Source organism: Erysipelatoclostridium sp. MSK.23.31, assembly GCF_019125875.1.
GTDB lineage: Bacteria > Bacillota_I > Bacilli_A > Erysipelotrichales > Coprobacillaceae > Thomasclavelia > Thomasclavelia ramosa.
Window position 1 is genome coordinate 1 of sequence record NZ_JAHOCB010000116.1, and the last position, 688, is coordinate 688.

The 688-nt window shown below is 34.2% G+C and carries 1 protein-coding gene; it reads right to left on the reverse strand.

Translation table 11 applies throughout. The features are described from left to right. Position 1 precedes the first annotated feature (1 nt). Positions 2 to 682, reverse strand: a complete 681-nt coding sequence (locus KSU54_RS18555) for a fructose-6-phosphate aldolase (RefSeq protein ID WP_008792017.1) — start codon at positions 680 to 682, stop codon at positions 2 to 4. Positions 683 to 688 lie beyond the last annotated feature (6 nt).

Genomic DNA, 688 nt, shown 5'->3' on the forward strand with positions numbered 1-688 from the left:
TTTATAAATCACAAATTCCTTTATTTTCTCCATAAACACTATACCAGTCTTGATTAAAATCATCTACAGCTTTTTCAATATTTGGATTATTAAAAATCGCTTTTAGAACACTGACTGGTGCTGTAATTGCTTGGGCTCCACTATTAAAAGAATCTCTTACTTGCTGGACACCTTTGAAACTGGCTGCTAAAATCTTACAATCATAATCATCCATCACGATTCGATTTGACAACTCATTGATTAATTCAAACGGATCACTACCAAGGTTCCCAATTCGATTAACATATGGAGCAATATAATCAGCTCCGGCTGCCAATGCCATATATGCCTGCATCAGGTCGTAAACAGCAGTTGCTGTAACATTGATGCCTTCTGCTTTTAAAATCTTGATAGCTTTGATTCCTTCATATGATACAGGAATCTTCACATAAACTCGATTATCAATTTCCTTTAAAATTCGATGTGCTTCATTAACCATCTCATCACAATTTTTAGAAATCACTTGAACATGTAAGCTTCTATCTGTTCCAATAATATCCCTTACTTTTCTCATGTGATCAAAGAAGTTTTCTGGTGCAGTTGCTTTTACAATAGAAGGGTTGCTTGTCACCCCTACGATCGGCATATGATCTATAGCATCTTTAATTTCCTCTAAATTCACAGTATCAATAATAAATTCCATTTTTAT

Excerpts from the sequence above, each read along its gene's own strand:
- KSU54_RS18555 (WP_008792017.1), bottom strand. The coding sequence starts at position 682 with ATGGAATTTATTATTGATACTGTGAATTTAGAGGAAATTAAAGATGCT.